Annotated in this window: 9 protein-coding genes and 1 pseudogene; 7 read left to right on the top strand and 3 right to left on the bottom strand. The window is 66.1% G+C overall.

The window, feature by feature from the left end:
- The 3 genes and pseudogenes from ABYB95_RS13375 to ABYB95_RS13365 form a co-directional block, all read right to left on the bottom strand.
- Positions 1–756 (bottom strand): annotated as a pseudogene (locus ABYB95_RS13375) (hypothetical protein); the annotation flags it as partial.
- On the bottom strand, positions 753–1,577 hold the full coding sequence (locus ABYB95_RS13370; protein WP_372659056.1) for an undecaprenyl-diphosphate phosphatase: 825 nt from the start codon (positions 1,575–1,577) through the stop codon (positions 753–755). The pseudogene ABYB95_RS13375 and the gene ABYB95_RS13370, both read right to left, overlap by 4 nt.
- 100 nt (positions 1,578–1,677) lie before the next feature.
- Positions 1,678–2,256 (bottom strand): DUF1439 domain-containing protein, encoded by a 579-nt coding sequence (locus ABYB95_RS13365; protein WP_372659055.1) that lies wholly within the window; start codon positions 2,254–2,256, stop codon positions 1,678–1,680.
- 248 nt (positions 2,257–2,504) lie between these two features.
- Here ABYB95_RS13365 and ABYB95_RS13360 point away from each other — a divergent pair, with 248 nt between their 5' ends.
- The 7 genes from ABYB95_RS13360 (at position 2,505) to ABYB95_RS13330 (ending at position 7,150) form a co-directional block, all read left to right on the top strand.
- Positions 2,505–2,918: a DUF2306 domain-containing protein gene (locus ABYB95_RS13360; RefSeq protein ID WP_372659054.1), complete on the top strand. Its 414-nt coding sequence runs from the start codon at positions 2,505–2,507 to the stop codon at positions 2,916–2,918.
- A gap of 44 nt (positions 2,919–2,962) precedes the next feature.
- Positions 2,963–3,535 (top strand): DUF6622 family protein, encoded by a 573-nt coding sequence (locus ABYB95_RS13355; protein ID WP_372659053.1) that lies wholly within the window; start codon positions 2,963–2,965, stop codon positions 3,533–3,535.
- A 46-nt stretch (positions 3,536–3,581) separates the two neighbouring features.
- On the top strand, positions 3,582–3,872 hold the full coding sequence (locus ABYB95_RS13350; RefSeq protein ID WP_372659052.1) for a 2TM domain-containing protein: 291 nt from the start codon (positions 3,582–3,584) through the stop codon (positions 3,870–3,872).
- Positions 3,873–3,912: 40 nt separating this feature from the next.
- Entirely contained in the window at positions 3,913–4,941 is a 1,029-nt protein-coding gene (locus tag ABYB95_RS13345; RefSeq protein WP_372659051.1) for an alpha/beta hydrolase family protein, read from the top strand.
- A 62-nt stretch (positions 4,942–5,003) separates the two neighbouring features.
- Entirely contained in the window at positions 5,004–5,300 is a 297-nt protein-coding gene (locus ABYB95_RS13340; protein ID WP_372659050.1) for a 2TM domain-containing protein, read from the top strand.
- 6 nt (positions 5,301–5,306) lie between these two features.
- On the top strand, positions 5,307–6,353 hold the full coding sequence (locus ABYB95_RS13335; RefSeq protein ID WP_372659049.1) for a sensor histidine kinase: 1,047 nt from the start codon (positions 5,307–5,309) through the stop codon (positions 6,351–6,353).
- Positions 6,350–7,150: a LytR/AlgR family response regulator transcription factor gene (locus tag ABYB95_RS13330; protein ID WP_372659048.1), complete on the top strand. Its 801-nt coding sequence runs from the start codon at positions 6,350–6,352 to the stop codon at positions 7,148–7,150. Before ABYB95_RS13335 ends, ABYB95_RS13330 begins: the two co-directional genes overlap by 4 nt.
- Positions 7,151–7,169: the final 19 nt, after the last annotated feature.

The following is a 7,169-nucleotide window of genomic DNA, read 5'->3' as shown; positions in this document are numbered from 1 at the left end:
GAACGAGGCCACACCGGCATCGGAGAAACCCACGCCCTGCGCGAACGAGGCGCCCAGGCCGTAAAAAGCGCCAACGATCAGGCCCGAACCCAGGGCCGCCGCCATGCCCACAGGCGAGGCTTCGTACAGGCTGCGCAGGCTCAGGCTGGGGGCGTCCACCGGTTCCGGCTCGTCCACCGGCGTCATGGTGATGGGAATCAAGGCGAACGAAAACATCACCGACACCAGGGCGAAAGGCACAAAACCCAGCCGGTCGCCCACCAGAATCAACCACTGCCCCAAGGCCAGCGCCACACAGTTGATGGAGATGTACACCGCGAACAGCTTGCCGCGGTGCTCCAGCGGCGCCAGCGCGTTGAGCCAGCTCTCGATCACGATGTACAGGCCCACCATGCAAATGCCGGTGACCAGGCGCAGCACACCCCAGAACCAGGGATCGATCCACAGCGCATGCAAGATGGGCATGGTGGACGCGATGGACGCCATGGCCGCGAAAGCGCGGATGTGGCCCACACGGCGGATCACGACCGGGCAGATATAGGTGCCCACCACAAAGCCGCCAAAGTAGGCCGAGGTCACCAGACCCAGCGCCAGACCCGAAAATTCCGCCACGCCGGCGCGCAAGCCCAGTACCGAAAACAAAAGCCCCACACCCACGATCAGAAAACCCACACCGCCCAGCAGCGAAGAGATCCGGATCAGCAGCGGCCCCATGCCAGGGTCCCCCGCCCGCAAGGCGTTCGTGTTGGGCGTCATGCGGTCCAGTCTACCCACCCCATGCCAGCCGTGACCAGAATCAACAAGCCAAAAGCGATGCGGTACCAGGCGAACGGCACAAAATTGTGGCTCGCCACGTAGCGGATCAACCAGCGCACGCAGACCCAGGCACTCAGAAACGAGAACAGCAAGCCCACGGCGAACATCGGCACGTCGGCCACCGAGAGCAAGGCCCGGTCTTTGTACAAGCTGTACACCCCGGCACCGATGAGGGTGGGGATCGCAAGGTAAAAACTGAAGTCGGTGGCGGTGCGGCGCGACAAGCCCAGCAACATGCCGCCGATGATGGTGGAGCCGCTGCGGCTGGTGCCGGGCACCAGGGCCAGGCACTGCACCAGACCGACCTTGAAAGCGTCCCAGTGGCTCATGTCATCCACGTCGTCGATGCGCACCGCCGTCTCGGTGCGGCGTTCGGCCCAGAGAATGATGAAACCGCCCACGATGAAGGCGCTGGCCACCACCACCGGTGTGAACAAATGCACCTTGATCACCTTGCCAAACAGCAAGCCCAGCACCACCGCCGGGATGAAGGCGATCAACACATTGAGCGCGAAATGCTGCGCCTTCTTCTGGCTCCCCAGGCCGGCCACGGTGTCGCGGATGCGCTGCCAGTACACGATGATGACCGCCAGGATGGCACCGGTCTGGATCGCGATCTCGAACACCTTGGCCCGGTCGTCGGTGAAGCCCAACAGACTGCCCGCCAGGATCAGATGCCCGGTCGATGAAATGGGAAGAAACTCGGTCAGGCCTTCCACCACGCCCATGATGGCGGCCTTGATCAACAACGCGATGTCCATGAATCGTCCGCCATGCTGGGCGGCTCACAAAAAAACACAGGCCAACCGCTGGCCTGTTTGATGGCAGCTATGGTACCCGCTGCATGCTGAACACCCAGCGTCAGTTGCGCGGGACCGGGTCCAGCTGCAGGCGCAGACCGCCGGGCAGCACGGTCATGGCACCGGGTCGGTAACCCCAGCGCTGCGACGCGGCCAGATCGTCGGCGCTGAACCGGTGGATGGCGAAATCCTGCAACAAGCCCTCGGCCAGCAGCGCGCCCAGGCGGCTGGCGCGGTTGGCATAGGCCTGCGGCACACCGGGCACCTCAAAACTGTCGATGCGCACCTCGCTCAAACGCACCGAGTTGTCGCTGGGCTCGAAACGCAGCCCATAACTCAGGCTGAGCGTGCCCTGCGTCGGCCGGGTGCCGAACAGCGTGCCTATGCTGTACGCCACTTCGGTGCCGATGCGGTTTTCTGCCGGCAGCAGCCGCACCCGGGGCGCGGCCAGAGAAACATCGAATATCTCCAGATAACGGCTGTTGAACGGGAACTGCCCCGCGATCATTTGCGCCAGCCGGGCCTCGGATATGTCCACGGTGCGCGGGCCAGGTTGCAAACCGGCGCAGGCGGTCAAACCCAGCGCCAGCGGCAGGCTGGCCGACCAGAACAACAAACGGCGGCGGGTGGATTCGATCATGGGTGTGCTCCTCGTTCGTGGCGCAAGGCCTGTATCGGCGGCGGCCCGCAGGCCCACCGTGCCGGGTAGACAGCAAAGAATACGCCACCCAAGGCCAAGAAGCCCGACGCCAGCCCGCCATCGGCACGCATTTCACTCCCGTATTTCGGCATTTCAGCCCGCCACCCTGCGTTTGGTCGCAGACCGCTGGCCCGCCGTCCCTGCGCCGGGCACAGTGCGGTCCGTCCACCACCCCAAAGGATCACACCATGCAGCTCACCCCTGTCATCGCCATCCACCTCACCACCGCACTCGGTGCCCTGGCGCTGGGCCCGGTCGCCCTGTGGGCCCGAAAAGGCCGCAGCCAGCACCCACGCCTGCACCGGGCCTTTGGCTACGCCTGGGTCACGCTCATGCTCATGACCGCCGTGTCGGCCATCTTCATCCGCGACGTGAGCCTGCCCAACATCGCCGGCTACACCCCCATCCACCTGCTGGTACCCGTTGTCTTCGTGGGTCTGTTTGGCGCGTTCTGGTACCTGGCCAAGGGCAACATCGCCGGCCACCGAAAAACCATGCAGCGCCTGTACTTCGGCGCCTGCGTGGTGGCCGGGGCCTTCACCCTGCTGCCCGGCCGCTTGCTCGGCAAGCTCGTGCTTGGCCAATGGCTGGGCCTGGTCTGACCCCTTCCCCACCCGCTTCTCTTCTTGCCATCGAAAGGCCACCCATGCTGCTCCAACTCATCACCCAACACCCCCAGGCCCTCGGGTCCATCGTCAGCCGGACACCGACCTGGGTCTGGGGCCTGCTGGCCGCGCTGCTGGTCCTGGGTGCCAGCCAACTGTTCCACCGCCGCGCCAGCCTGCTGCGGGTGAGCGTGATGCCCATCGCCATGACGGCCTTTTCGGTCTACGGCATGGTGTCGGCCTTCGGCGCTACGCCCCGATCGGCCACAGCCATGGCGCTGTGGCTCGCCGCTGCGGCGACCACGGCCGGCCTGGCCCTGTGGTGGCGCCTGGCAGCGCCCACAGGCACCCGGTATGACGCCGCCAACCGCCGCTTCGAGCTGCCCGGCAGTGCCGTGCCCATGGCGCTGATCGTCGGCATCTTTCTGGTCAAGTACGGTGTGGGCATCGAAGTGGCCATGCAACCCACGCTGCCCCAGGACAGCAGCTTTGCCATCGGTGTGGCCCTGCTGTATGGCGCGTTCAACGGCATCTTTGTGGCCCGGGCCGTGCGGCTGTGGCGCCTGGTCTGGCCAGGGCTCGGCCTGGGCCGCGCCGCAGGCCTGCGCGTCTGAATTCCCGCCTCCCTACCCGATCACCCCTCCCTCCCCCGGAGTCACCATGTCGCCCATTGCCGCCTCTTCCACAGCCCAAGCCGATGCGCTGGAACGTCTGGCCCGCAAACGCGCCGGCATGCGCATGGGCTGGCTGATCCACGCCACCGTGTTCCTCGCGGTCCATCTGCTGCTGGCCGGCCTGTCGGCGGCCGGGGGCAGACACGGGGCCATCTTCCCGTTCCTGGGCTGGGGCCTGGGCTTGACCATCCACGGTGCGGTGGTGTTCCTGCACACCGGCGGCTTCGGACTGCACGAGCGCCTGTTGCAGCAAGAGCGCAATCGCCTCAAGTTGTAGCCCGGGCCTCGACAAGCGGCGCACCACGCCAAGATCGCCCATGAAACGCAGTTGCTGCATCGGCCTGATGGCCCTGTGGGTCGGCCTGACCCAAGCCGGTACCGGTCTTACCGAACTGCCCGCCACCGCCACGGACGGCCCGGTCACCGTCTACTACCCCACCAGTGCGTCCGACGCCGCCGTGCACCGCGGCCCCTTCACGCTCCACTTGGCGTGGCAAGGGATGCCGGTGCGCGGCAATGGTCGCCTGGTGGTCGTCTCGCACGGCTCAGGTGGCTCGCCCTGGGTGCATGCCGACCTCGCCCGCGCACTGGTGGCAGCCGGCTTTGTGGTGGCCCTGCCCGAGCACCGGGCAGACAACTACAAGGACCCGTCCAGCCCGGGCCCCGACAGCTGGAAACTGCGCCCGGCCGAAGTGTCGCGCGCCATCGATGCCCTGGCCCAACATGCCGAGTTCGGCCCTCTGCTGGCCTTGGACAAGGTGGGGGTGTTCGGCGGCTCGGCCGGTGGACACACCGCCCTCACACTGGCCGGTGGGCGCTGGTCGCCTGCCGCGTTCAAGCAACACTGCGAAGCGCACCTTGCCGACGACTTTTCGTCTTGCGTGGGCTTCACCACCCGCTTGCGCGGCAACCTGCTGGATGGCTTGAAGAAGGTGGTGGCGCTGGGGGTGATCCGCCAGCGCTTCGACGACACCACCTGGTACAGCCACGTGGATCCGCGCATCCAGGCCGCCATTGCCAGCGTGCCGTTTGCGGTCGACTTCGACATGGCCTCCTTCAACACCTTGCGCATACCGCTGGGCCTGGTGATCGCCGACCAGGACATCAACCAGATCCCGCGCTTCCATGTCGGCGCGGTGCGCGCCGCCTGCCCCGCGTGCGAGGTGGTGGCCGAGTTCCCGCAAGGGGGTCACAGCGTCATGCTGTCGCCTCTGCCGCCCTTCCCTGCCGGCAGCATCGCCGGTGAATTGTTGGGCGACCCGCCCGGCTTTGACCGCAGCCTACTGCCTCTGGCGGATCGCAAGATCGGCGACTTTTTCCGTCGCCACTTGCTGGGCGCACCCTGAACGCCGACCGGACAAGCGCTACCCTAGAATGAAAACCCGCTTTGCACGCACGGCCCTGCTCCATGAAATCGCCTTTGTCCCCCGAAGAAATTGACGCCCTGGCACGCAAGCGCGCTGGGGCCAAGCTGGGCTGGTATATCCACGCATCGGTGTACGTGGTGGTCAACCTGTTCATCTTCGGCCTGTCGCAATACGCCTTTGGCACCCGGCCCTGGTCGGTCTACCCGCTATTGGGCTGGGGCCTGGGCTTGGTGCTGCATGGGGTGTCCGTGTTTGTGCTGGGCACCGGAGGCGGCCTGCGCGAGCGCATGGTGCAGAAAGAACGCGAACGCCTACAACGCCAGCAAAACAGGCCCTAAGCCGCCATGCCCATCGACTGGATCGCCAAGCTGCGCCACTTTCTGCAGGTGCTGGCGTTTGCGCTGGCCATTGCCACCATCCAGTACGCGTTTCTGCCCGACCGGCCGTATGGCCCACCGGTGGTGTATTCGCTGCTGATTGGCAGCATCACCTGGGCCGTGATCGACCTGGGGCGCGAATGCGTTCCCTCCGCCGCCGAAACCGGCTGGCCCAAGGGCCTGCAGGGCCTGGCCCTGGTGCTGGCCGGCATCGTGGCGGGCTATTTGGGCGGCACCACCCTGGCCGACATGCTGTGCAAAGCCTTGCACTTCTATCCGCCGGGCTACACCCCGCCACCGGGCTTGCAACGCAGTTCCATCCTGATCACCGCGCTGGCCGGCATTGCCGGCAGCTACTACTTCTACAACCTCAACAAAGGTGCCTACCTCGAACGCAAGATGGCCGAGGCGCGCCAGCACGCCAACGAGGCCCGGCTCAAACTGCTGGAAACCCAGCTCGAGCCCCATATGCTGTTCAACACCCTGGCCAACCTGCGGGTGCTGATTGCCACCGACGCGCCGCGCGCCCAGCAGATGCTGGACCACATGATTGCCTATCTGCGCGCCACGCTCAGTGCGTCGCGCAACACCACCCACAGCCTGCAGGCCGAATTTGACCGCCTGGGCGACTACCTGGCACTGATGGCCGTGCGCATGGGCCCGCGCCTTCGCTACGAGCTGGACTTGCCCGCTGCCCTGGCCAAGCAAGCCGTGCCCACCCTGCTGCTGCAGCCCCTGGTCGAGAACAGCATCCAGCACGGGTTGGAGCCCAAAGTCGCCGGTGGCGATGTCGTGGTGCGCGCACGGCGCGAGCACACGCATGTGGTGCTCGAAGTGAACGACACCGGTGTGGGCATGGCGCAAGCCGCCACCGGTGCACCCAGCGAAGGTTTTGGCCTGGCCCAGGTGCGCGAGCGCCTGCATACCGCCTATGGCGGTGCCGCGACCATACGGGTTTTTGATCCCCCAGGCGGGGGAACCTGTGTCACCATACAGATACCTCTACCGCCATGAACCCGACCGCTCTCATCGCCGAAGACGAGCCGCTGCTGGCCACCGCCTTGCAGACCGAATTGGCGCGTGTCTGGCCCGAATTGCAAGTGGTGGCGGTGGTGGGCGACGGTGCTTCGGCCATTGACCAGGCGCTGGCGCTGCGGCCCGACGTGCTGTTTCTCGATATCCGCATGCCCGGCTTGAGCGGGTTGGCCGCTGCCGCCGATCTGGCCGACGCCTGGCCCCTGGACACCCCGTTTCCCGCGCTGGTTTTTGTGACCGCCTACGACCAATACGCCGTGCAGGCGTTTGAAGCGCAGGCGGTGGACTATGTGCTCAAGCCGGTGGAGCCCGAACGCCTGCGACGCTCGGTACAAAAAATCCAGCAGGTGCTGGCGCAACGCACGCTGGGCACGGTGGACCAGGCCCCGCTGGACCGCGCCTTGGCGCAACTGCGGGTTTTGCTGGCCGTCGCCACGCCCGCCACGGTCGAACCGCTGCAAGTGATCCAGGCCAGCGTCGGCAACAGCATACAAATGGTGCCGGTGCAAAGCGTGCTGTACTTTGAGGCCGCCGACAAATACGTGCGTGTGCTCACCGCCGAGCGCGAGTTCCTGATCCGCACCCCGCTGCGGGAATTGTTGCCGCGCCTGGATGCGGCTCTGTTCTGGCGCATCCACCGTGGCACGGTGGTGCACGCCACCGCGATCGAAAACGTGCACCGCGAAGAGAGCGGCAAACTCAGCCTGCGCCTGCGCGGCAGACCCGAAACCCTGACCGTCAGCCGCCTGTACGCGCAGCGCTTCAAAGCGATGTGAGGCTCGACGACAAACGTCG

This window comes from Hydrogenophaga sp. (assembly GCF_041633695.1).
Taxonomy (GTDB): domain Bacteria; phylum Pseudomonadota; class Gammaproteobacteria; order Burkholderiales; family Burkholderiaceae_C; genus Hydrogenophaga.
Note: the sequence above shows the minus strand (reverse complement) of the source record. Positions and strands in the feature narration are given on the sequence as shown.

What these genes read in the sequence shown, in the direction of transcription:
- ABYB95_RS13370 (WP_372659056.1), bottom strand. Translation starts at nt 1,577, where the DNA reads ATGGACATCGCGTTGTTGATCAAGGCCGCCATCATGGGCGTGGTGGAA.
- ABYB95_RS13330 (WP_372659048.1), top strand. Translation starts at nt 6,350, where the DNA reads ATGAACCCGACCGCTCTCATCGCCGAAGACGAGCCGCTGCTGGCCACC.
- ABYB95_RS13360 (WP_372659054.1), top strand. Translation starts at nt 2,505, where the DNA reads ATGCAGCTCACCCCTGTCATCGCCATCCACCTCACCACCGCACTCGGT.
- ABYB95_RS13335 (WP_372659049.1), top strand. Translation starts at nt 5,307, where the DNA reads ATGCCCATCGACTGGATCGCCAAGCTGCGCCACTTTCTGCAGGTGCTG.
- ABYB95_RS13365 (WP_372659055.1), bottom strand. Translation starts at nt 2,256, where the DNA reads ATGATCGAATCCACCCGCCGCCGTTTGTTGTTCTGGTCGGCCAGCCTG.
- ABYB95_RS13345 (WP_372659051.1), top strand. Translation starts at nt 3,913, where the DNA reads ATGAAACGCAGTTGCTGCATCGGCCTGATGGCCCTGTGGGTCGGCCTG.
- ABYB95_RS13355 (WP_372659053.1), top strand. Translation starts at nt 2,963, where the DNA reads ATGCTGCTCCAACTCATCACCCAACACCCCCAGGCCCTCGGGTCCATC.
- ABYB95_RS13340 (WP_372659050.1), top strand. Translation starts at nt 5,004, where the DNA reads ATGAAATCGCCTTTGTCCCCCGAAGAAATTGACGCCCTGGCACGCAAG.
- ABYB95_RS13350 (WP_372659052.1), top strand. Translation starts at nt 3,582, where the DNA reads ATGTCGCCCATTGCCGCCTCTTCCACAGCCCAAGCCGATGCGCTGGAA.